Source organism: Haloferax gibbonsii ATCC 33959 (genome assembly GCF_000336775.1).
GTDB classification, from domain to species: domain Archaea; phylum Halobacteriota; class Halobacteria; order Halobacteriales; family Haloferacaceae; genus Haloferax; species Haloferax gibbonsii.
Genome location: NZ_AOLJ01000024.1, coordinates 25,035 through 46,435, shown reverse-complemented (window position 1 = coordinate 46,435; position 21,401 = coordinate 25,035). Strand labels below are relative to the sequence as shown.

Annotated in this window: 24 protein-coding genes; 9 read left to right on the top strand and 15 right to left on the bottom strand. The window is 68.9% G+C overall.

Annotation, left to right across the window (positions count from 1 at the left end):
- Nucleotides 1–45: 45 nt before the first annotated feature.
- From C454_RS15530 to mce, 3 genes are all read right to left on the bottom strand, one after another.
- Nucleotides 46–1,707 carry a long-chain fatty acid--CoA ligase gene (locus tag C454_RS15530; protein WP_004977149.1) on the bottom strand — a complete coding sequence of 554 codons (1,662 nt, stop codon included), beginning with the start codon at nucleotides 1,705–1,707 and terminating at the stop codon, nucleotides 46–48.
- A gap of 88 nt (nucleotides 1,708–1,795) precedes the next feature.
- Nucleotides 1,796–3,784: an o-succinylbenzoate--CoA ligase gene (menE, locus tag C454_RS15525; RefSeq protein ID WP_004977147.1), complete on the bottom strand. Its 1,989-nt coding sequence runs from the start codon at nucleotides 3,782–3,784 to the stop codon at nucleotides 1,796–1,798.
- 3 nt (nucleotides 3,785–3,787) lie between these two features.
- Nucleotides 3,788–4,171, bottom strand: a complete 384-nt coding sequence (mce, locus tag C454_RS15520) for a methylmalonyl-CoA epimerase (RefSeq protein WP_004977146.1) — start codon at nucleotides 4,169–4,171, stop codon at nucleotides 3,788–3,790.
- Nucleotides 4,172–4,225: 54 nt separating this feature from the next.
- On the opposite strand from mce, the gene C454_RS15515 reads away from it, so the two are divergent.
- Nucleotides 4,226–4,594 carry a YbjQ family protein gene (locus C454_RS15515; protein WP_004977145.1) on the top strand — a complete coding sequence of 123 codons (369 nt, stop codon included), beginning with the start codon at nucleotides 4,226–4,228 and terminating at the stop codon, nucleotides 4,592–4,594.
- Between the two features lie 7 nt (nucleotides 4,595–4,601).
- Nucleotides 4,602–4,940, top strand: coding sequence for a hypothetical protein (locus C454_RS15510; RefSeq protein ID WP_004977144.1), 339 nt, complete (start codon nucleotides 4,602–4,604; stop codon nucleotides 4,938–4,940).
- 201 nt (nucleotides 4,941–5,141) lie between these two features.
- Here C454_RS15510 and C454_RS21065 read toward each other — a convergent pair whose 3' ends face one another.
- Nucleotides 5,142–5,426, bottom strand: a complete 285-nt coding sequence (locus tag C454_RS21065; RefSeq protein WP_004977143.1) for a hypothetical protein — start codon at nucleotides 5,424–5,426, stop codon at nucleotides 5,142–5,144.
- A 336-nt stretch (nucleotides 5,427–5,762) separates the two neighbouring features.
- Nucleotides 5,763–7,439 carry an acyl-CoA mutase large subunit family protein gene (locus tag C454_RS15500; RefSeq protein ID WP_004977142.1) on the bottom strand — a complete coding sequence of 559 codons (1,677 nt, stop codon included), beginning with the start codon at nucleotides 7,437–7,439 and terminating at the stop codon, nucleotides 5,763–5,765.
- A 210-nt stretch (nucleotides 7,440–7,649) separates the two neighbouring features.
- Here C454_RS15500 and C454_RS15495 point away from each other — a divergent pair, with 210 nt between their 5' ends.
- The 3 genes from C454_RS15495 (at nucleotide 7,650) to C454_RS15485 (ending at nucleotide 9,497) form a co-directional block, all read left to right on the top strand.
- Nucleotides 7,650–8,318, top strand: coding sequence for an O-methyltransferase (locus C454_RS15495; RefSeq protein WP_004977141.1), 669 nt, complete (start codon nucleotides 7,650–7,652; stop codon nucleotides 8,316–8,318).
- Nucleotides 8,319–8,400: 82 nt separating this feature from the next.
- Nucleotides 8,401–8,775, top strand: a complete 375-nt coding sequence (locus C454_RS15490; protein ID WP_081605244.1) for a nascent polypeptide-associated complex protein — start codon at nucleotides 8,401–8,403, stop codon at nucleotides 8,773–8,775.
- Nucleotides 8,772–9,497, top strand: coding sequence for a methyltransferase domain-containing protein (locus C454_RS15485; RefSeq protein WP_004977139.1), 726 nt, complete (start codon nucleotides 8,772–8,774; stop codon nucleotides 9,495–9,497). Before C454_RS15490 ends, C454_RS15485 begins: the two co-directional genes overlap by 4 nt.
- Before the next feature lie 51 nt (nucleotides 9,498–9,548).
- On the opposite strand, the gene C454_RS15480 is transcribed toward C454_RS15485, so the two are convergent.
- The 4 genes from C454_RS15480 to C454_RS15465 all read right to left on the bottom strand — a co-directional run bounded on the left by C454_RS15480 (nucleotide 9,549) and on the right by C454_RS15465 (nucleotide 11,778).
- On the bottom strand, nucleotides 9,549–10,169 hold the full coding sequence (locus tag C454_RS15480; protein WP_004977138.1) for a DUF6517 family protein: 621 nt from the start codon (nucleotides 10,167–10,169) through the stop codon (nucleotides 9,549–9,551).
- 40 nt (nucleotides 10,170–10,209) lie between these two features.
- Nucleotides 10,210–10,530 (bottom strand): transcription factor S, encoded by a 321-nt coding sequence (locus C454_RS15475; RefSeq protein WP_049905217.1) that lies wholly within the window; start codon nucleotides 10,528–10,530, stop codon nucleotides 10,210–10,212.
- Between the two features lie 93 nt (nucleotides 10,531–10,623).
- Nucleotides 10,624–10,881 (bottom strand): DUF5789 family protein, encoded by a 258-nt coding sequence (locus C454_RS15470; RefSeq protein WP_004977136.1) that lies wholly within the window; start codon nucleotides 10,879–10,881, stop codon nucleotides 10,624–10,626.
- A 123-nt stretch (nucleotides 10,882–11,004) separates the two neighbouring features.
- Complete coding sequence (locus tag C454_RS15465; RefSeq protein ID WP_004977135.1) at nucleotides 11,005–11,778, bottom strand: enoyl-CoA hydratase/isomerase family protein; 774 nt, start codon at nucleotides 11,776–11,778, stop codon at nucleotides 11,005–11,007.
- A gap of 99 nt (nucleotides 11,779–11,877) precedes the next feature.
- Between C454_RS15465 and C454_RS15460 the strand changes: the two genes are divergently transcribed.
- Complete coding sequence (locus C454_RS15460; protein WP_004969904.1) at nucleotides 11,878–12,378, top strand: DUF5797 family protein; 501 nt, start codon at nucleotides 11,878–11,880, stop codon at nucleotides 12,376–12,378.
- Between the two features lie 18 nt (nucleotides 12,379–12,396).
- Here the strand turns inward: C454_RS15460 and C454_RS15455 are convergent, their stop codons facing one another.
- The 3 genes from C454_RS15455 to C454_RS15445 form a co-directional block, all read right to left on the bottom strand.
- Entirely contained in the window at nucleotides 12,397–12,996 is a 600-nt protein-coding gene (locus C454_RS15455; RefSeq protein ID WP_004977134.1) for a class I SAM-dependent methyltransferase, read from the bottom strand.
- Between the two features lie 25 nt (nucleotides 12,997–13,021).
- Complete coding sequence (locus tag C454_RS15450) at nucleotides 13,022–14,002, bottom strand: DUF5787 family protein (RefSeq protein WP_004977132.1); 981 nt, start codon at nucleotides 14,000–14,002, stop codon at nucleotides 13,022–13,024.
- Nucleotides 14,003–14,164: 162 nt separating this feature from the next.
- Entirely contained in the window at nucleotides 14,165–14,620 is a 456-nt protein-coding gene (locus C454_RS15445) for a bis(5'-nucleosyl)-tetraphosphatase (protein WP_004977131.1), read from the bottom strand.
- Between the two features lie 159 nt (nucleotides 14,621–14,779).
- On the opposite strand from C454_RS15445, the gene C454_RS15440 reads away from it, so the two are divergent.
- Nucleotides 14,780–15,109 carry an uS10/mL48 family ribosomal protein gene (locus C454_RS15440; RefSeq protein WP_004977130.1) on the top strand — a complete coding sequence of 110 codons (330 nt, stop codon included), beginning with the start codon at nucleotides 14,780–14,782 and terminating at the stop codon, nucleotides 15,107–15,109.
- Nucleotides 15,110–15,171: 62 nt separating this feature from the next.
- Here C454_RS15440 and C454_RS15435 read toward each other — a convergent pair whose 3' ends face one another.
- Both C454_RS15435 and C454_RS15430 read right to left on the bottom strand, forming a co-directional pair.
- On the bottom strand, nucleotides 15,172–15,435 hold the full coding sequence (locus C454_RS15435) for a DUF7513 family protein (RefSeq protein WP_004977129.1): 264 nt from the start codon (nucleotides 15,433–15,435) through the stop codon (nucleotides 15,172–15,174).
- Nucleotides 15,432–16,982 carry a Na+/H+ antiporter NhaC family protein gene (locus C454_RS15430; protein ID WP_004977128.1) on the bottom strand — a complete coding sequence of 517 codons (1,551 nt, stop codon included), beginning with the start codon at nucleotides 16,980–16,982 and terminating at the stop codon, nucleotides 15,432–15,434. The genes C454_RS15435 and C454_RS15430 overlap by 4 nt, the downstream gene beginning before the upstream one ends.
- 128 nt (nucleotides 16,983–17,110) lie before the next feature.
- Here C454_RS15430 and C454_RS15425 point away from each other — a divergent pair, with 128 nt between their 5' ends.
- Together C454_RS15425 and C454_RS15420 are read left to right on the top strand one after the other, a co-directional pair.
- Nucleotides 17,111–18,394 carry an amidohydrolase gene (locus C454_RS15425; RefSeq protein WP_049905216.1) on the top strand — a complete coding sequence of 428 codons (1,284 nt, stop codon included), beginning with the start codon at nucleotides 17,111–17,113 and terminating at the stop codon, nucleotides 18,392–18,394.
- Between the two features lie 149 nt (nucleotides 18,395–18,543).
- Nucleotides 18,544–19,866: a sensor histidine kinase gene (locus tag C454_RS15420; protein WP_004977120.1), complete on the top strand. Its 1,323-nt coding sequence runs from the start codon at nucleotides 18,544–18,546 to the stop codon at nucleotides 19,864–19,866.
- Here C454_RS15420 and C454_RS15415 read toward each other — a convergent pair.
- Nucleotides 19,841–21,256, bottom strand: a complete 1,416-nt coding sequence (locus tag C454_RS15415; RefSeq protein WP_004977119.1) for a geranylgeranyl reductase family protein — start codon at nucleotides 21,254–21,256, stop codon at nucleotides 19,841–19,843. The genes C454_RS15420 and C454_RS15415 overlap by 26 nt on opposite strands.
- Nucleotides 21,257–21,401: the final 145 nt, after the last annotated feature.

The following is a 21,401-nucleotide window of genomic DNA, read 5'->3' as shown; positions in this document are numbered from 1 at the left end:
AACTTCAAACTGGTTCTTCGTTAGAACCCACGACCGACCCGGCGCTCACTCGTCCGACGGGGCCTCCGCGTCGGGCGTCTTGCCCTCGATGAGCGAGGAGTCGTCGTACTGGTCTCGGAGCACCTTCTTGTCGAACTTGCCGGTCGCGGTCTTCGGGACCTCCTCGATGAAGACGACCTCGTCGGGGGCCCACCACTTCGGGAACTCGTCTTCGACGAGCGCGACGAGTTCGGCCTTGAGCGCCGCTTCGTCCGCGCCCGCCTTCGGGACGATGAAGGCCACGGGGCGCTCCTGCCAGCGCTCGTGGGGCACGCCGATGACGGTCGCCTCCGCCACGTCGTCGTGAGCCATGATGCTGTTTTCAAGTTCGACCGACGAAATCCACTCCCCGCCGGACTTGATGACGTCTTTCGCCCGGTCGACGATTTGGACGTAACCGTCTTCGTCCACCGTGACCACGTCGCCGGTCTTCAGCCAGTTGCCCTCGTAGTCTTCCTCGTTCGCGTCGGGGCGCTCGAAGTACTCGGTCGTCACCCACGGGCCGCGCACCCAGAGTTCGCCGAAGTCCTCACCGTTCCACGGGACCTCGTCGCCGTCGTCGTCGACGACGCGCATCTCCAGTCCCGGCGCGAGCAGGCCCTGCTTGGCGCGCTTTTCGTACTGTTCTTCGGCCGGGAGGTCCTCCATCCCCGGCTTGAGATGCGCGACGGTGCCGACCGGCGACATCTCGGTCATCCCCCACGCGTGGAGCACGTCCACGTCGTACTCCTCGTCGAACCGGCGGATGACCGACCTGGGCGCGGCCGACCCGCCGATGATGATGCGTTCGAGCGACGAGATGTCCGCGTCGTGCTCGTCGAGGTAGTCGAGCAGGCCGAGCCACACCGTGGGCACGCCCGCGGTCATCGTCACGCCCTCCTCCTCGATGAGTTTGGCGAGGTCCTCGGGCGTCGGGGACGGGCCGGGATAGACGTGTTTCGCGCCCGCCGCGGTCGTCGAAAACGGCAGGCCCCACGCGTTGACGTGGAACATCGGCACGACCGGCATGATGACGTCCTCCGCGCCGATGTCGAGACCCGACTTGGGGAGCGTCGCCATCGTGTGCGCCCACAGCATCTGCTGGGAGTACTCGACGCCCTTCGGTTCGCCGGTCGTCCCCGACGTGTAGCACATCCCCGCCGGTTGGTCCTCCGGGAGGTCCGGCCAGTCGTACTCGTCGGGGGAGTCGGCGATGAACGACTCGTAGTCCGTCACCGGGGACAGCCCCACGTCGTCCGGCACCTCGGAGGCCATCACGACGAACTGCTCGACGGAGGCGAAGGCGTCCTCATCGACCGCGCCGGCGAGTTTCGGCGCGAGCGACGGGTCCACGAAGATGATGCGGTCAGCCGCGTTCTCGACGATGTACTGGATGTGGTGGTCGGGGAGAAGCGGGTTGATGGTGTGCAGCTGCGCGCCCATCGACGGCACGCCGAAGTACGTCTCGAAGTGTCGGTTGTGGTTCCAGCAGAACGTCGCCACCCGGTCGCCGTCCCCGATGCCGGCGTCCGAAAGCGCCCCCGCGAGCCGTGCCACGCGTCCCTCGTACTCCGAGTACGTGTAGCGTTCCAGCCCTTCGGCGGTCCGAGAGACGATTTCGCGGTCCGGAAAGAGCTTGCCCGCGCGCCACAGGAACGGCCGAAGCGTCTGGTTGGTAGCACCTACCATACAGTCCACTTGCGGTAAAACGTAATGATTGTTTGGACACAACCCGGCGAGACGCGGGCTGTGGGTTTTGCTTCACCCGCGGGCGCGTTCACTCCTCGTCGCGGTCGGGAGCGGGTTCGTCGTCGCCGCCGTCGCCGTCGTCGATGTCGCCCTCCGCGCTCTCGACGTCACCGCGTTCGTCTTCGTCGGCTATCGCCTCACCGTCGTCGTCTCTTGTCGCCTCGCCACCGTCGTCTCCGCCACGTTCCGCGTCCGCGTCCGCCGGGTCGGCCTCGGCGTCGTCGATGGCGGCCCCGTCGGCGTCGCTCGCGGGCGGCTCCTCGTCGGCTTCGGCTTCGGGGTCGTCGGCTTCGCGTCCGCTCTCGGTCGCGCGCGCTTCGTCGCGTTCCTCGGCCGCCGCGCGCTCCGGTTCGGCCTCCGCGACGGGCTTGGCCGCGACCAGTCGCCCGCGGACCGCCTCGCGGTCGATGGTCCCCGAGACGGTCCGCGGGAGTTCCTCCGCGGTCTCGACCAGTCTCGGACACTTGAACCCGGCGAGCCGATCGCGGCAGAAGGCGTCGAGGTCCTCGTCGTCCGGGGAGTTCTCCGGGTCGGCGGGGACGACGAGCGCGGCGACGCGCTCGCCCCACTCGGAGTCGGGGATACCCAGCACGACGGCGTCGTCCACCGCCGGGTGTTCCCGCAGGACCGCCGCGACCTCGCCGGGGTCGACGTTCTCGCCGCCGGTGATGATGCGGTCGTCCTTCCGGTTCAGGACGTACAGGAGGCCGTCGTCGTCGCGGTAGCCGATGTCGCCGGTCCGGAGGCCGGCGTCGGTGAAGGCGTCGGCGGTCGCCTCCGGGTTCCGGTAGTAGCCGGGCGAGACGGTCGGTCCGGAGACGACAATTTCGCCCGGCGTGCCGGGTTCGACGGCGGTGCCGTCCTCGTCGACGACCCAGAGGTCGGTGAAAAACAGCGGTCGCCCGACGGTCCCCACGTCGTCGAACGCCTCGTCCGGGGTCGCGGTGGCGACCTGCGAGGCCGTCTCGGTCATGCCGTAGGTCGGGTAGACCGGCACCGAGTAGTTCCGACAGCGCTCGACGAGGTCGTCGGGGGCGGGCGCGCCGCCGAGGAGCACCACGCGGAGCGAATCGGAGAGCGTGCCCCTGCTGTCGAGCATCCGCTTGAGCATCGTCGGCACGAGCGAGACGCCCGTCGCGTCGTACTTGCCGATGTCGTCGGCCGCGCCGCCGGCGTCGAACCCCTCGCGGAGGACGACGGTCGTCCCGTACAGCGGGCCGCGGAGAATCGGGCCGATGCCGCCCATGTGGTGCAGCGAGAGCGTGACGAGCCACCGGTCGTCGGGCGAGACGCCGAGTCGGAACGCCCCGGCGACGGCGTTGGCGAGCAGATTGCCCATCGTGAGTTTCACCGCCTTCGGCGTCCCGGTCGTCCCCGAGGTGAAAAGCAGGAGCATCGTCTCCGAGAGCGACCAGCCCGCGGGTTCGACCCGCTTCGGCGCGATAGACGAGAGGTTGATGACGCCCTCCCAGCGCGGGTCGTCCACGGAGACGACGGGCACGTCGGTCGTGGCCTCGACCGCCGTCGACTCGGTGGACTCGCCGCAGACGAGCGTCGTCACGTCCGCGAGTTCGACGTTGCGGCCGACCTCGTCGGGGGTGAGTCGGTCGCTGAGCGGGACGAGCACCGCCCCGAGCCGCGTCGCGGCGTGGATGAGTCGGACGTAGTCCACGCCGGGGTCGAGAACGACGCCGAGGTGGTCGCCGGCCTCGACGCCGAGCGCGGCGAGTTGGCCGGCGGTCTCGTCGACGAGCGCGTCGAGTTCGCGGAAGGTCCACGAGTCGCCGGTCGCTGCGTGGATGAGCGCCTCTCGGTCGGGCGTCGCGGCGACCCGGTGGGAGAGCCAGTCGCGCATCGGTCCGGCGAACCCGCGACCCTCGCCGCCGGGTGCGGAGCCGTCAGCGGCGGAGCCCTCATCGCCACCGTCTGAACTGCCGGTGGCGGCTGCGTCGTCGTCGGTCGACCCGTCCGCGGGCGCGTCGTCGTCGGCCGTGTCGTCGGGGTAATCTCCCGTCATCGCTCAGTGCGAGACGAACTCGACGAGGACGCCGCCCGTGGACTTGGGATGGAGGAAGGCGACCTCGTGGCCCCACGCGCCGGGGCGCGGTTCCTCGTCGATGCGGTCGACACCGGCGGCCTCGGCGGTCCGGAGCGCGGCCTCGATGTCGTCGGTCTCGATGGCGACGTGGTGGATGCCGCCGCCGCGCTTGTCGAGGAACTTCGAGATGGCACCCTCCTCGTGGGGTTCGAGCAGTTCGAAGTAGCCGTTTTCGAGTTCGAGGAAGACGACCGACATGCCGTCGAACGTCTCCTCGTGGGCCACGGGCGCGTCGAACAGCTCCGCGAACAGCGCGGCCAGCCCGGCGGCGTCGGGCGTGGCGATTCCGACGTGGTCGAAGTGCATGTCACCAGTTCGTCGGGCGCAACGGATAAACCCAGACGGTTCGATACTCATGTCATGATAGTAACTACAACTGAGTCGGTCGTCGGCCGCGACATCGAGGTGACGCTGGGTGCCGTCCGCGGGAACACGATTCGCGCTCGGAACGTCGGCCGCGACATCACGCAGGGGCTCCGGAACATCGTCGGCGGCGAGCTCAAGTCCTACACCGGGCTGATGGCCGAGGCGAGAGACGAGGCGACAGACCGGATGGTTGCCGAGGCGGAGGCGATGGGTGCCGACGCCGTCGTCGGCGTCCGGTACGTGACCGCCGAGGTAACGCAGGGCGCGGCCGAGATTCTGGCCTACGGGACCGCCGTCAAACTCGTCGGCGACGACGACGCCGACGCGGAATCGGCGTCCGAGTCGAACGCCGACGTGGCGTGAGCCGACGATGACGCCGACGTCCCGGCGCGCCGCCCGCGACCCGCGGCGGCTCGCGCGCGGGTTCGCTCGACTCGCAACAGACCGGGCCACAGTCGCCGTCTTCGCCGTGCTCGCGGCCGCGTGGGCGGTCGGCTTCTTCGGCGTGTTGCCGAAGGAGATTTGGTTCGTCGACTTCCCCGCGCTGGTGGCCGCCTTCTTCTTCGACACGCTCGCCGCCAACGAGTTCGGCGTCCGCGAGACGGCGACGTTCTACCCGGCGCTCGCCGTCTTCGGCTACCTCCAAGCGATGCTCGTCGTGGCGGTCGTGCGGGTGCTTCGAACCCGACTCGCCGGGGTCGGTGAGTGACCTAAGAGCGGGAAACGCGTCGAGAGCGGGAACGAAAATGAGCGCGGAAGCGCGCGTCAAGAGCGGGACGCGGGAGTCGTGACGGTCGAGAGGGGTGTGACGGCCGTGAGGGGTGCGGTGGTCGTGAGTGGCGTGGAGCGTGCGAGGTGTGTGAGGGACGCGAGCGGGGGCGGTGTGGGACTCACGGCGTTCGGCCGGTCCTCAGTCGCGGGCGGTCCGGGCGACCGTGACCTCGACGGGGACGCCGGGCACGTCGACCGTCAGCATCGAGCGGTCGGCCCGGGTGACGACGGCGCGGGCGACGGCGACGATGGCGGCGACGGTGACGGCGACCGCGAGCGACGCCACGGGGAAGGTGACGACCGCGACGACCGCGGCCATCGACGCGAGCAGGACGGCCTGCGTCGCGAGCGAGGGCGCGGGTCGGTGATGGGAGGGTCGGTAGTCGGAGACGGTACGACTGTCTCGGGAGCGTCTTCGTGACATTCGTCTGGTGAGGTGGACAATCGGATGCGATACCGGGGGCTCTCCGGTCGAAGAGCCCCGCAACGCGACGGCCGCCGCTCGAAACGTCGAGCGACTGGTGGCGCGAACCTCGCGCCGACAGACGGCGGCCGGGCGTGTGACGGGTTTAGAATACGATAAGCGGCATCATAAGCCTCGATTGTCTCCACTCGGGGGGTGATAATAAAACTCGTTAGCCGGGTGAATGTATAATTCGAGTGACTAGTTGGCACGGGGCGAGACGGGCTGGGCGGTCGGACTGAAGGGAGACGGAACGCGACCGCCGGCATTGGTTGCCGCCGAGTCTCGGGGGCCGACTCAGGCCATGCCGGGTTCGTACTCGCCGAACTCCTCGCGGAGGACGCCGCATATCTCGCCGACCGTCGCGTAGGCCTTGACCGCCGTGACGATGAGCGGGAGGAGGTTCTCGTCGCCGTTCGCGGCGGCGCGGATGTCCTCCAGAGCGGCCTCGACGGCCGCCTCGTCGCGGTCGTCCTTCCGGGCTTCGAGCGACTCGACCTGCTTGGTCTCGTCTTCTTCGGCGACCTCCTGGACCTCGACGGTCGGCTCCTCGTCCACCTGATACTCGTTGACGCCGACGATGACGCGCTCGCCCTCCTCAATCTCGCGTTGGCGCTCGTAGGCCACGTCCTGAATCTCCCGCTGGACCCACTGGTTCTTCACGGCGTCGAGCATGCCGCCGCGCTCGTCGACCTCGTCGAGCAGGTCGAACGCCTCGTCTTCGATGTCGTCGGTCAGCGCCTCGACGTAGTAGCTCCCCGCCAGCGGGTCGATGGTGTCCGCCGCGCCCGACTCGTGGGCGAGAATCTGCTGGGTGCGGAGCGCCGTCCGAACCGACTTCTCGGTCGGCAGCGACAGCGCCTCGTCCTTCCCGTTGGTGTGCAGCGACTGCGTGCCGCCGAGGACGGCCGCCAGCGCCTGATAGGCGACCCGGACGACGTTGTTCTCGACCTGCTGGGCGGTGAGCGTCGACCCGCCGGTCTGGGTGTGGAACTTCAACTGCATCGACTTCGGGTTCTCCGCGCCGAAGCGCTCTTCCATGATTTTCGCCCACATCCGCCGGGCGGCACGGAACTTCGACACCTCTTCGAGGATGTTGTTGTGGGCGTTGAAGAAGAAGGACAACTGGGGGGCGAACTCGTCCACGTCGAGGCCGGCGTCGACCGCGGCCTGCACGTACTGGATGCCGTTACCGAGGGTGAACGCGACCTCCTGGGCGGCGGTCGACCCGGCCTCGCGGATGTGGTAGCCGGAGATGGAGATGGTGTTGAACTTCGGCGTCTCCGCCGCGCAGAACTCGAAGATGTCCGTGATGAGCCGCATCGACGGCTCCGGCGGGAAGATGTAGAGATTCCGCGCGATGTACTCCTTCATGATGTCGTTCTGGATGGTGCCGCGGAGCTCCTCGCGGGGGACGCCCTGCTTGTCGCCGAGCGCGACGTACATCGCCAGCAACACGGCCGCCGGGGCGTTGATGGTCATCGACGTGGAGACCTCCCCGAGGTCGATGCCGTCGAACACCGTCTCCATGTCGTGGAGGCTGTCGATGGCGACGCCCGACTTCCCGACCTCGCCGGCGGCCATCATCGCGTCGGAGTCGTAGCCCATCTGCGTCGGCAGGTCGAACGCGAGCGACAGCCCCGACGAGCCGTTGTCGATGAGGTAGCGGAACCGCTCGTTGGTCTCGGCGGCCGTCCCGAAGCCGGCGTACTGCCGCATCGTCCAGAGCCGCCCGCGGTGCATCGTCGGATAGACCCCGCGCGTGTAGGGCTTTTCGCCCGGGAAGCCCACGTCCTCGTCGTAGTCCACGTCGGCGTCGTCGGGCGTGTAGAGCCGCTCGACGACGTTGCCGCCCGTGTCCGTCGTGAACTCCTCCTTTCGCTCCCCGAAGCGGTCGAGGGTCGGCCCCAGCGTCTCCTCTTCCCACTCGGCTTTCGCCTCCCGAATCTCTTCGAGCTCGTCGGGATCAAACATGGTCGAAGATGTGGTTTGTCCCTACTTAAGCGTACGCGGGTCGGCGAATCGCGGTGCTGCCGCCGACTGCGGACGCGACGAGGGCGGACGCGAGACCGTGAGACCGAGACGACGGACGCGGTGAGGGCGGAGCGCAAACGCGCCCGCGACGGAACCCACGAATCCGGCCGCTGCGACCGATTTTATGTCGCTCGCGCGCCCTGCTTCGCCATGGACATCCTGACCGACGAGACGCGGCGGTTCCTCGCGGCGACCGCGCCCGAACACGACGCGGTGCAGGCCGAGATGGCCGCGTACGCCGATGAGCACGGTTTCCCGATTATCGGCCCCGAAGCGGGCGGCGTCCTCCGCGTCCTCGCGCACCTCGCGGACGCGGAGCGGCTGTTCGAGTTCGGCTCCGGCTTCGGCTACTCCGCGACGTGGTTCGCCGAGGGGATGGCGGACGACGGCGAGCTCTACCTGACGGAACACGACGCCCACGAACTCGACATGGCGCGGGACTTTCTCGACCGCGCCGGCCTCGCCGACCGGACGACCTTCCTCGAAGGCGACGCGCTCGACCTGTTCGAGGGCGTCGACGGCGAGTTCGACCTCGTGCTCTTGGACCACCAGAAACACCGCTACGCCGAGGCGTTCGACCTCGTCGCCGACCGCGTCACGGAAGGCGGCGTCGTCGTCGCCGACAACGTGATGCGCGGCCCCGTCGACTTCGGCGCGCTCACCGACTGGAGCGAGGGGCAGGCTGAGGCGCTCGACGGGGCCGACGCCGACACCCGCGGCATCGCGGCGTTCCTCGACGCGGTGCGGGCCGACCCGCGGTACGAGACCATCGTCCTCCCGGTCGGGAGCGGTCTCGCGGTCAGCACGCGGGTCGAGTGAGCCAGCGAGCGTCGGCCCGGGCTCGCCCCGCCGCGCACCGACGTTCGCCACGCTTTTGAGCGCTCACCCCGACCCTTCGGGTATGTTTGGAGGCGGCGGGATGAACCCACGCAAAATGCAGCAAATGATGAAGCAGATGGGCATCGACGTGACGGAGCTCGATGCCGAGGAAGTCGTCATCAAGACGGCCGACGAGGAACTCGTCTTCTCTGACGCGCAGGTCACGCGCATGGACGCGCAGGGCCAGGAGACCTACCAAATCGTCGGCGAGCCCGAGACGCGCGAACTCGGTGCCGGTGACGACGGCGACGACGAGGCCGCGCAGGCCGCCGACGCCATCCCGGCAGACGACGTGGCCATCGTGGCCCAGCGCGCCGGCGTCCCCGAAGACGAGGCCCGCGAAGCGCTGGAGGCCGAAGACGGCGACCTCGCCGCGGCCATCTCGCGACTGGAGTGATACTCCTCGTCCACGGCGACCGGGAGTACCTCCGGGCGCCCGGCGACGAGCTGCACACCGACCTCGGGATGCTCACCGTCCCCGAGGACGTCGAAGCCGGCCAGACGCTCGAAACCCACATCGGCGAGGAGTTCCTCGTCCGCGAGCCGCGCGGCCCGGACCTCTTCAACCACTTCGAGCGCACCGGCGCGCCGATGATGCCGCGCGACATCGGCCTCATCGTCGGCCACACCGGCGTCGCGGCCGGCGAGCGCGTCCTCGACGCGGGCACCGGCACGGGCGTCCTCTCGGCGTACCTCGGTCGCCTCGGCGTCGACGTGACGACGTTCGAACGCGACGCCGAGTTCGCCGACGTCGCCCGCGAGAACATGCGACTCGCCGGCGTGGAAGAGCGCGTCGACGTTCGCACCGGCGACATCACAGACGAGGTCGACGACCTCGCGGCGTCGGCGTTCGACGTGCTCACCCTCGACACCGAGAACGCGCCCGAGGTCGTCCGACACGCGCCGGACCTCCTCGTGACCGGCGGCTACGTCGCCGTCTACTCCCCGTTCGTGGAGGGCACGCGCGCGGCCGTCGAAGCCGCAAGAGAGGCGGGCCTGTCGGACGTGGAGACGTTCGAGACGATTCAGCGGCACATGGACTTCAACGACCGCGGGTCGCGCCCCTCGACCGCCGGCGTCGGCCACACCGGCTACCTCGTCTTCGCCCGCAACGAGTGAACGACGCCGACGCCGCCGGGCCAGCCCCGCTTTCGGTCCGTCGGCGTCGCCTCACCCGACGCGGCGAATCACGCGAAACAGCTCTTCTCTGAACCGCTCCGGCTCGATTACCTCGCGGAGCGCCGCCGCCGTCTCCGCGTCGCCGCCGCGGACCTCGCGGGGGTACGCGCCGCCGGTCAGGAGGAACTCGCCGTCGACCGGCGTCACCGCGAGGTAGGCGTCGGCCGCGAGTTCGACCCCCGCGAGTTCGACGGTCGCGGCGTACCGGACCACGTCGGCCTCGGCTTCGGTCCCGCCGTCGCCGGCGGAACCAGTCTCGTCGCCGCCACCGACTCGAACCCGAAGCGTCCGCGACTCGACGCGCCGAACGTCCGAGAAGCCGCGCGCTCCGAGGCGGGATTCGAAACCGGCGCTCGCGCGCTTGCCGACCAGTTTCGTCAGCGCCTTCGACGGCGGCGTGTGCGGCCGAATTTCGAGGCGGCTGGCGAACAGGAAGCGCCACGGGCCGTCGGCGGTCGCCGGGACGCGCTCGCGGATGGTGGCGTCCTCGTAGACGACGGTTCGGGCGACGACGCTGACGGGACCGAGTTCGAACGGCCGGTCGGTCGCGTCGTCGACGCGGACCCACCCCTCGAGCGGCGGGAGCGTCGGCGGGGCGAGCGCGTCGGACATACCCCGCGTTACGGACGGAGGGCTGAAAAAGGCGAGTCGCTCAGTGGTCGTCTTCGCGCCACTTGTGGTCGCACTCGACGCAGGTGAAGAAACGCGTCTCGGACTCGTCGGCCGAGCGGATCTGCTTCATCTCGTAGCGCGCCACGTCGTGGCCGCACTTCGGGCAGATGGTCTTCGTCGTCGGGCCGATGTCGGCGTTGTCCACGTCGGACATGTCGACGACCTCGCTGGACTCTTGGCCCTCGGTCGTGACCATCGATTTTTCCTTTTCGCTGTCGCGCGCTTTCTCGTGGCCGTTCGGACAGACCCAGACGCCGTCTTGCGGCGTCATCAGGGACCCGCAGTCGTCGCAAAACTCCATGATAGTACGTCCTACCGCTTGAGGGACTTAAGCGTCAGGATTGCGCCCCGCTCGCGGGGTGAGCGCTAAAAAAGCCGGTGTCGAACGGGCGGCTCAGGCGTCGCCGTCGGACTGCCCCGGCTCGCCGAGCGCCTCGATCGGCATCGCGTTGTTCAGTTCGTAGTACAGGTCCTTCGCGTCGGCGAACTCGGCCGTGAGGCAGTTCCCGACCAACTCGCCGAGGTCGGCGTTCCCGTCGGCCATGAGCACCGTCACACCGTCGAGGGAGGCCGCGGCGTCCCGGCGCGAGACCGGGTACGAGAGGTCTTCGAGGAGGGATTCGACGCGGCCGAGCGTGATGGAATCTTGCACGATTATTCATTATACATGCAGCGCCTTAGCAGTTGTAGGAGCCGTGCTAGCACGGGTATCACTGAGTACGGACGAAGCTAATTGACCGATTGCGCCGTCGAAACGGGGCTTCCCGTCGGTTTCCTACTCGAAGTCGGGGTCGCGCTTGTCGAGGAAGGCGTCCATCCCTTCGCGCTGGTCGTGGGTGCCGAACAGGCCGCTCCAGACGCGGGCCTCGAAGTCGAGCGCGGCGTCCCGCGGGGCGTCGTGGGACATGTTGATGGCGGCTTTCGCGCCCGCGAGGGCGTGTCGCGGCTTCGACGCGAGGTCCGCGGCGAGGTCCTCGACGTGCGAGTCGAGTTGGTCGTGGGCCACGACCTCGCCGACGATGCCGTACTCGTGGGCGTCGCTGGCGTCGATGCGCTCGCCGAAGAAGATGAGTCGACGGGCGACTTCGTCGCCGACGAGCGCCGGCAGGCGGACGCTCCCGCCCCACCCGGGCATGATGCCGAGGTCGATTTCGGTCTGACCGAGCAGCGCGCGCTCGGAGGCGACCCGGAGGTCGCACGCCAGCGCGAACTCCATGCCGCCGCCGAAGGCGTAGCCGTTGATGGCCGCGATGGTCGGCGCGGGGAACTCCTCCAAGCGCGTCGCGATGCGGTGACCCTGCTCGGCGTACGCCTGCGCGGCGGGCGACCCGATGTCCTTCATGTAGCCGATGTCCGCGCCCGCGATGAACGCCTTCTCGCCCGCGCCGGTGAGGACGACCACCCGCGCGCCGCCGTCTTCGGCCTCGTCGAGCGCGTCTTCGAGCGCGTCGAGCGTGTCCGCGTTGAGCGCGTTCATCTGCTCGGGGCGGTCGATGGTGATGGTCGCCACGTCGCCGTCCCAGTCGAGTCGGAGGGTGTCCCAGCTCATGGTCGAGCCGACGCAAGGGACAGGGATAATAATTAACGTTCCGCGGTCGCGCTGAAGAATCCAGAACAACGTTATACCCCCTCCGTCGAATCCACCGATATGACGCTCTCCGACGAGGCGAAAGAACGCCTCGCCGACATCGTCCGGCTCCAGCCGACGAAGAACAAGGAGTTACAGAACCGCTGGGACCTCGAAAGCGGGAGCGAAGTCCACCGCTACCTCGAGTCCGAGCTCAAAGACTACTACTACCGCGACGACAACAGCCTCATCCGCGCGACGGCCGAGGCCGCCGAACTCGTCGGCGTCGAACCCGGCGTCGAGGGCGACGACGAGGCCGAGTCCGTACCGAGCGTCATCCGCGTCCCCTCGCTCGAAGCCCGCGTCTTCGAGGTCGTCGCCGGCCCCGACGAGCGCTCCGAGAGCGTCGTCAGCGTCCTCAACAAGCTCCGAGAGGAGTTCGACATCGACCCCGACGTGGACGACGTGCGCCGGGCGCTCCAGAGCCTCCGCCGCAAGGGCGTCATCGAGGTCGTCTACCGAACCGTCCCCACGTTCCGCCTCGCCGTCGAGCGCGACGAGGTCGACGTGGAAGTCGTCTAATCCCCCGTTCCACGGTCGCTACGCTCGCCGCTCGAACACCAGCGCGTAGTGGTACGGCGGGATGTCGATTTCCGCCGTCACCGCGAGGCCGGTCGCGTCCTCGACTATCGCGGCGGTCTCTTCGGGACCGAGCCGTAGCTCGGTCGGCGGGCCGCGGGGCTCGCCGGCCACGGTCGTCTCCGACCGGGGGAGCGGTCGCCAGTTGACGACGACGAACCGGCCGTCGTCGGCGAGGACCGACTCGACTTCCGTCAGGAACTCGTCGCGGTCGTCGACCCCGTGGAACGCGTTCGCGAAGAGCGCCACGTCGACGGGGTCGGACACGTGCGCCGATAGCTCGCGGGCGTCGCCGCGAACCGTCGCCACGTTGTCGATGCGCTGCTGGTCGGCGAGGTGTTCGAGTTCCGCGAGCAGTCGGTCGTCGAGGTCAACCGCGTACACTGGGGCCGGCGCGACGATTCGCGCCGCTGGGAGCGCGAAGTAGCCGTTTCCGCAGCCGATTTCGACGACGGTGTCGCCGGTCGACAGTCCGAGTTCCCGAAGCGTCTCGCCCGGCGTCGGCCAGAGCTTTCCCCACCAGTCCCAGTCCGGCAGGCTCGTGTTCTGGAATCGCTCCATACTGCCCGGTCAGAGGGGCGCGAATTTAGGCGTTCTCACTATCGCGTTCGGCACGGTCTCTGGCGCGCTCGCGCCGCGCGTCCAGAATCCGGCGCACGCCCTTGCCGGGGCCGCCCTCGATGGGCCAGCCCTTCATCCGCCACGCCGGGGGCTCCGGCTCGAACGACGGACACGAGTGGGCGCACTCGCGCTGGCTCTGATAGCAGTCTTTCGCGGCGCACCGCGGGACGAGCGCCCGCCCGCGCCGGTCGAGTTCGAAGTGCCGGCAGTCGGGGCGCATCGTGTCCACGTAGTTCCGCCAGCCGCGGTCGTAGGCCCGCTCGGCGAGGACGAGTCGCCGCCGGGCGTCGTCGGGGTCGGGCGAGAGCGAACTCGGATGCCACAGCACCTCCGCCGAGTCGCCGTCGACGCCGAGGATGCCGACTTCGACCGGCAGGTCCTCCAACAGAGCGGGTTCGACCCGCCGGCCCGTCACCTCGGTGGCGACCCAGACCTCGTCGGCGAGCGCCCGCGACACGTCGTGTTCGAGTTGGTCAGCGAGCGCGCGGGCGGCGCTGGCGTCGAGGTCCGGCTTGTTCTCGATGGCGACGACGCGCTCGACCCAGTCGGGGTACGGGGCGGTCCGGCGGTACTCGACGCGGTTCCGCGAGCCGCGGCGCTTCTCGACCAGTCCGAGCCCCGCGGCGCGGTGGACCGCCGGCACGACGTGTCGCCACGGGAAATCCGGTTCGGGAATGGCGTCTCGGTACCACGCCCACTCGGCGGGCGCGTGGCGGACGACGCGCAAGAGGTCGGAGTCGAAGCCGTCGGTCGAGAGGGCGCGCCGGGCGGCGAACGCCTCGGGGTCGACCTCCACGACGACGGTGTCCCAGCGGCGCTCTCGGGTGCCGAGCTGTCGGGCGACGAACGCGGGGCGCGGGCCGTCGGGGTGCCACGCGCGCTCGGCCCAGCGGCAGACCCGCAGCTCGAAGGCGAACTCGGGGTCGCGGTCGGCGGCGTCGCTCACGACCGGGAGTTGCGGCGGGAAGCCGAAGGCGTTTCGGTCGGGTGGCTTCGGGGTGCGACCCGACGACGACGCAGACGACGCCGCGGGTGTTGCCCCCGCGCCGACTCGCGGCGCTGTCGCTCGCTCTCGTCGCGTCTCGGGCGTCGGTCGAACCGACCGACGCTACTTCAGGTACTTGTGTTCGCCCTCGTTCCGCTCGGCGAGTTCGTCGAGGAACTCGTGTGCGCGCTCGAATATCTCGCGGGGGCCGTCCTGCGTGATGGTGTTGATGGCCTGCTCGTAGTCGCGCCACTGGAGGTCGCGGTGCTCTGTCGAGAGCTCCGCGGACGCCTCGAACGAGCGCGCGATGAAGAGGTGAACCGTCTTGTGAATCGTCGTACCGTTCGCCTCGAAGACGTAGCTGTAGTCCTCGCGGAAGCCGTCGATGAGACGGAAATCTTGGATTCCCGCCTCCTCTTTGACCTCCCTGATTGCCGTTTGCTGAAGCTCCTCGTCCCCTTCGACCCCGCCCTTCGGGAACTCCCAGTCCCCGGGACGGCTCTTCAGGAGTAAGTACTCCCTCCGGCCGCGGGTGTCGCGGAAGAGAATGGCTCCAGCGCTAACCGCTTCGACTGCCATTACCCGAAATAAACGTGCCACCCTTTAAGAGGGTATCGGAGATTGTAGCGCGTTCGCACGGTCGTTCGTTCGGGATTCGGGTGGCGGAAGCCCGGAGTCCCCGGTTCGTGTAGATGCGCTTTTACCGTCGGAGCGTGCAACAAGGAGTAGTACCCAGCTATGGCCTTCGTCACAAAACTCACCTTTCAAAGCGGTGATAAGGCGGTCCTCGACCGAGTGGTCGACGACCTCAAGCAGTTCGTCGAGCGGAAGGGCGCGGAGTGCCGCGGCCCCCACTCCGACCAGCCGAAGCAGGTGAGCGTCCCGCAGTATCGGACGCTCCAGCCCGGCGACCAGTTCTCGTCGTGGTCATACCCCGTGTACACCCGTCGGCTCGAAATCCACGGCGCGGACCAGATCGCCCGCGAGGTCGGCCTCAAGGAGTTCCCCGACAGCGTCCACCTCGAAATCGAAGTCGAACAGAAGAAACCGCTCGGTCACCGTCGCTGACGGCGGTCACGGAGCGCGAAAGAAGACGCGGGTCTGCGCTTTTTTGTCTGTTTTTCGACCGCTCAGGCGTCCGGCCCGAGGACCTCGACTACCTCGCCGGTACCGACGTGATTGGTCGCGTCGAACGACGTGACCTCCAGCCGAACCTTGTCCTCGACGGCCGCGCCTCGGCCGTCTTCGACCCGGATGACCGAGTCGCCGATGCGGACGGTGAGACCGTCGCCGTTGCGCTCGCTGACGTAGGCCGTGATGACCTCGCCGGGTTCGAACGTCGGCGTCGCGGTGCGGAACGTCCAGCCGGCCAAGAGCTTATCGAGGCGGCTCATACGCGGCTCACCTCCTCGCTCGTACGGTCGGAGACGTACTCGCGGCCGTAGCCGGTCCACGCGGCGAACAGGAACACCGCCACGAGGAACCAGCCGTGGAACACGTAGGGGAAGACCGACGCGGGGTTCACGAGCATCTCCGCCGTGAACCACGGCGTCGCCTCGCCGCCGACGAGGCCCTGCATGGCCCCGTAGCCCGCGAGTAGGCCGCCGCCCCACGGGAAGATGTACCCCAGCGCCGAGGTGTTGGCGTCGAGGATGTTGGCGCGGCGGTAGCCGTTGATGTTGAAGCGCTTGCCGAGCGTGGCGACGTAGGGCGCGATGGCGATTTCGGCCGCCGTGTTGATGGTGACCGTCGCGTTGACGAGCGCCGTCCCGACGACCATCGTGGTCTCCGCGCGGCGGACCGTCGTGGCGACGCGGTCGATGACGAGTTCCTGAATCGCGTCGAAGCCGCCGCCGGCGCGCATGACTTCCGCGCCCGCGACGAGCAGCAGCGTCAGGACGATGAGCGGGAAGAAGCCGGCCGCGCCGGAGTAGACGCTCCCGCCGACGCCGACCTGCCCCGCGGGGACGGTCTCGACGACGGCCCCGAGGAGCGGGAGCGCCTCGACCGCCTGCGTGAGTCCGTTCTGCGGCGCGCTGAACAGGAGCATGCTCCCGACCGAAACGTCCACCAAGTTCGCCGCGCCGAGCGCGACGTTGAACGCCGCCGCGAGGAGCAGTCCCCACGAGACGGCCTCGATGATGTGTCGGCCGCGGACGGCGAGCGCGATGACCACGGCGATGTCGAGCAGGTGGACGAGTCCCCACGGCGACACGGACGCGGAGACTTCGCCGGCCACGTCGACGTGCGGCATGCCGCCCCAGACGCCGGGGATTCCGAAGCCGGCGACGAGGTACGCCGCGATTGCGAGCGTCGCCGCGACGACGGCGTACTTCACCCGCGAGGCGACGACGCCACCGATATCGGCGTCCTGCGTGACCGCGGAGACGATGGTGGTGTCACTGACGGGCGCGAGGTTGTCCCCGAACACCGCGCCGGAGAGAATCGCGCCGAACAGCAACACGGGGTTCGCACCGAGGAGGAGCCCCGCCGGGAAGACGAGACTCGTGAAGGCGATTGCGGTGCCGTAGCCGGTGCCGATACCGGTCGCCAACAGCGCCGCGAGCAGGAACGTCACGGCCGGGAACAGCCCCGGGCCGACGTTCAGGACCGTGGCCGCCCAGACGAGGCCGTCGACGAAGCCGCCGACCTGGATGGTCTCGGCGAACATGCCCGCCCAGAGCCACGCGACGACCGCCGTCGCGGCGACCCGGCGGGTCATGCCGGCGAAGACGACGTCCGCGTAGTCCTTCCAATCTCCCCGGACGAACAGTAGTCCCACGATGAGTCCTGTCAGCATCCCCGCGACGAGGCCGGTCGTATCGCCGATACCGAGGATACCACTCTGGAAAATCGCCCACGCGATGAACAGGGCGATGGGCAGGGCGCTCACGAGGCGCCCGCCACGGAAACTGAGCTCGATGTCCGGTTCTTCTGGCATCGTTTGTCAGAGATTGACTGTGATATATAATAGGCACGAATTTCCTCCAACTATTTCTTCCAAACTTGAGTTTCTCGGCCACGAACCGTCGGGAGCGTTTATCATCGCCGGGAGAAAAGAGTCCGGACATGAGCCACCGAGCGACGATGGACGACCTCGTCTCGCTTCGCCGCGACCTGCACCGCCACCCCGAACCCGCGTGGCGCGAGTTCTACACCACCGCCCGCCTCGTCGACGAACTGGAGACGCGCGACCTCGACGCGCTCTACGTCGGCCCGGAGATACTCGACGCCGACGAGCGCATGGCCGTCCCCGACGACGCCGAACTCGACGCGTGGTTCGAGCGGGCCCGCGAGGCCGGCGCGCGCGAGGACGTTCTCGACCGCCTCGTCGGCGGCTACACCGGCGCGGTCGCGGTCGTCGAACGCGGCGAGGGCCCGACCGTCGGGCTCCGCGTCGACATCGACGCGCTCCCAATCACCGAATCCGAGGACGGCGACCACCTCCCGGCCGCCGAGGGCTTCCGCTCCGAGAACGAGGGCTTCATGCACGCCTGCGGCCACGACGCCCACGCGACAATCGGTATCGGCGTCCTCGACGCCGTCGTCGAGTCCGACTTCGAGGGGACGTTCAAGGTGTTCTTCCAGCCGAGCGAAGAACAGGTCGCCGGCGGGAAGGCCGTCGCCGAGGGCGGCCACCTCGACGACGTTGACTACCTGCTCGCGCTTCACGTCGGTCTCGACCACCCGACCGGCGAGGTCGTCTGCGGCGTCGGCGGTTTCCTCGCGGTGTCGCACTTCCGCGCCGAGTTCACCGGCGCGCCGGCCCACGCGGGCGCGAAGCCCGAGGAGGGAAAGAACGCGAACCTCGCGGCCGCGGCGGCCACGCAGAACCTCTACGGTATCTCCCGGCACTCCGACGGACCGACCCGCGTCAACGTCGGCCTGATGGGCGGCGGCACGGCCACGAACATCGTCGCCGAGGAGGCGTTCATCGAAGGCGAGGTGCGCGGCGCGACGACGGAGCTCATGGAGTACATGGAAGACCGCGCCCACACCGTCATCGAGTCGGCGGCCGCGATGCACGACTGCGAGGTCGAAATCGGGGTCGAGGGGAAGGCCCCGAGCGCCCGGAGCGACGACGCGCTCGCGGCCATCGTCGGCGGCGTGAGCGAGGGGGTCGAGGGCGTCACCTCGATTCTCGAAAGCGACGACCTCGGCGGCAGCGAGGACGCGACCTACCTCATGCAGTACGTCCAGGACCGCGGCGGCCTCGCGGCCTACGTCGGCGTCGGCACCGACCACCCCGGCGGCCACCACACCCGAACGTTCGACGTGGACGAGGAAACCATCCGCATCGCCGTGGACGTGCTCGCCGGCAGCGTCGAACGAATCGCCGCCGGCCGCCCCTGAGTCGAGCGAAGAAACGCTGAGTCGCGCCGAGAGCGCCGCTTGAGCGATTTACGGCCACCTCGGCTCGTCGGAGCTGACTCGCGCTCGACCGGATCGCCCGCGACGAACCGCCAGCGGTTATTTGTCCCCCCCGTGCATAGCCGCCAGCGATGGGGCTCCTCGGAGGTGAATCGACCGAAGACGCAGACCTGCGTCCGGGTCTCGCAGTCGTCGGCATCGCCGTCGGCGTCGCGGTCGTCCAAGTCGCCGTCTTCCCCGACAGCCCCGAGGTTCACTGGCTCCGGTTCGCCGTGGAACTCCTCTTGGTTCCGATTCCGCTCGCCGGCGCGTTCGTCGTCGGGAGCGTCCGCGATGTGCAGACGATTTGGCGGCCGTTGTACGTCGGGACCGCGCTGGTCGCCGTCTACGCCGTCAGCGACGCGGTCGACGAGGTCGTCGTCCAGCCCGAGGCGTTCACGCTCGTCTTCGAGGACGGAGCGCTTCTCGTCGGGTCCGCCGCGCTCGCGGTCGGCGCGGTCCGGTGGTCGACCCACCGCGACGCCCGCGAGACGGACCTCCGCCGCCGCAACGACCGGCTCGACCAGTTCGCGTCGGTCATCACGCACGACCTCAGAAACCCGCTGAACGTCGCCCAGATGCGGCTCGAACTCGCCCGCGACGGCCACGGGACGGAGCACCTCTCGACGGTCGCCGACGCCCACGACCGGATGGAGGCGCTCATCCAAGACGTGTTACAGCTCGCCCGAGCCGGCGAGTCGGTCGGCGAGGTCGAGCGCGTCAGCCTCGCCACCGTGGCCGCGGACGCGGTGACGAACACCAGTCTCGGCGCGTCGGGCCTGACCGTCGAGGCCGACGCGGAACTCCTCGCCGACAGGGGACGGCTCACCGCCGTCTTCGAGAACCTGTTTCGGAACTCGGTGGAACACGGTTCTACAGGCCGTCGGGAGGGTCCCGACGACGCTGTGGAACAGGGTTCCACGGGCAGTCGGATTTCATCCGACGACGCTGTGGAACACGGTTCCACAGGCAACCGGACTGTGTCCGGTGACGCTGTCGAACGCAGTTCGACAGGCGACCAGACCGCGTCTGACGCCGTCGAGCGCGGCGCGGCAGGTGGTCGACCGTCGGCCGACGAGGCACCGAATCCGGGGGTCAGACGACCGGTGCCGGACGCCACTGACGGGGGAACGCCCGGCGTCAACGTCCGGGTCGGTCCGCTGGAAGACGGCTTCTTCGTCGAGGACGACGGCCCCGGCATCCCACCGGAAGAACGGGAGCGCATCTTCGAGTCGGGCTACAGCACCGACTCGCGGGGGACCGGCCTCGGCCTCGCTATCGTCTCCGGCGTCGCCGACGCGCACGGCTGGGAGGTGGCGGCGACGGACGGCGAAAACGGGGGTGCCCGGTTCGAGTTCCGAAACGTCTCGTTCGCGGCGGAGTCCGAGGTCAGTACTTCGGGTCCGCGCCCGTGAGTTCGTAGATGTCGTCCATGATGCGGTCCCGCTCGACCTTCCAGCCCTCGAGGGCGCTCGGTCGGGTCGGGTAGCGGCCGTAGTGGGCCAGCAGTTCGTCGGCGAGGCGCTTGATTTTGAAGAACTCGTAAATCTGGCTCCAGTGACCGTAGCTCGACGCCGCGGTCTGCGCGAGGAGGACGGGGCCGAACGAGGTCGTTCCGGAGTAGAGCGCCTCGGCGAGCTTCTCGCCGGGGATGGAGGCGATGAGGCCCATCAGGTCGTCCACGTCGACGGCGGTCGAGAGGATGTTGTACACGTCGAGGCTGGCGTAGCGGCCGCCGAAGTGGTCCATGACGCGCTGGTTGTAGCGCCAGAGCATCTCCTCGCTCACGTCGCCCGCGTCGAGCGCGATTGCGGCCTGCTCGCCGGCGTACTTGCCGGCGTAGGCCGCGCCGGCGATGCCGCCGCCGGTCGTCGGGTTGACGTGGGCCGCGGCGTCGCCGACGGCCATGTAGCCCGGCGCGGTCGCCGAGTCGTAGGGCCGGCGGGTCGGGAGCGCGGCACCGAGCTTGTCGATGACCTCCGCGCCCTCGAACTCGGGGCGCTCCCGGAGGTCCTTCTTCAGGTCGTCGACGAGCTTCATCGGCTCCTCCGTCATCTGGAAGCCGAGACCGGCGTTGATTTCGGTCTCGGTCCGCGGGAAGTACCAGACGTAGCCCGCGGCGACCTCGGCCGGCTTGAACACGAGCGCGTCGGACCACTCGACGGGTTCGGGAACCTCGACGACCTCGCGGTACGCCGACGAGAAGTGCTGGTAGGAGACGTTCGTGTCGAAGGTGGCGTCGGAGAAGTCCACCTTGTCCTGCAGGAGCGACAGCGAGCCCGCGCCGTCGATGACGATGTCGGCGTCGTACTCGACGACCTCGCCGTCGTGTTTGCCGACGATGCCGGTGACGGTGCCGTCGTCGTCCTGTTTCACGTCCTGGACGACCGTGTCGTAGTGGAGTTCGACACCGGCCTCGTCCGCGCCCTCGATGATGAGGCGGCCGTACTCCCAGCGGTCGATGACGGCGAGTTCGCCGGGGACCGGGATATCGAGGACGGTGTCCTCCTGCGGAATCTCGAAGCGGCCGTGGTCGACCTCGGTGTTGGTGAACGCGGGCTCGATTTTCGACTTCGGAATCGCCTCGGGGAAGGCGTCCGCGCCCTTCAGGGCGTCCCCGCAGGCGATGTGCCCCGCTTCCTCCGCGGACTTTCGCTCGACGATGGTCACGTCGTAGCCCGCGTTCGCGATGGTGGCGGCGGCGTAACAGCCGGAGGTTCCCGCGCCGACGACCACCACGTCCACGGACTGGGTCCGTGGGCTCGCCGAGGACTCCTCGGCGGTGTCGTTCTCGTCTGTGGACATGGTATCACCTCCATATCGCGGGCTGAAAACTCTTTACTCCCGCACCGACCGTTCGGGAGGGGTTCGACGGAGACCGGCCCGCCCGAGATGCGGCGCTCGAACGGGCGAAAACGGAGAACAGGGGAGCGGAAAAGACGGGGGAAAC